Origin of the sequence: Vibrio sp. OPT20, assembly GCF_963889365.1 — a bacterium.
Taxonomy (GTDB): domain Bacteria; phylum Pseudomonadota; class Gammaproteobacteria; order Enterobacterales; family Vibrionaceae; genus Vibrio; species Vibrio splendidus.
This window is the reverse complement of sequence record NZ_CAWPOA010000076.1, coordinates 1-209: the sequence shown is the minus strand read 5'-3', so window position 1 is coordinate 209 and position 209 is coordinate 1. Positions and strand designations below refer to the sequence as shown.

Below are 209 nucleotides of genomic sequence, written 5' to 3'. Positions count from 1 at the left end.
GAATATTGCACAATGGGCGAAAGCCTGATGCAGCCATGCCGCGTGTATGAAGAAGGCCTTCGGGTTGTAAAGTACTTTCAGTTGTGAGGAAGGGGGTAACGTTAATAGCGTTATCTCTTGACGTTAGCAACAGAAGAAGCACCGGCTAACTCCGTGCCAGCAGCCGCGGTAATACGGAGGGTGCGAGCGTTAATCGGAATTACTGGGCG

1 rRNA gene is annotated in these 209 nt (G+C 51.7%); it reads left to right on the top strand.

Annotated features, from left to right (window positions below):
• Nucleotides 1-209: ribosomal RNA gene (locus AACR09_RS17070) — 16S ribosomal RNA — on the top strand; the annotation flags it as partial.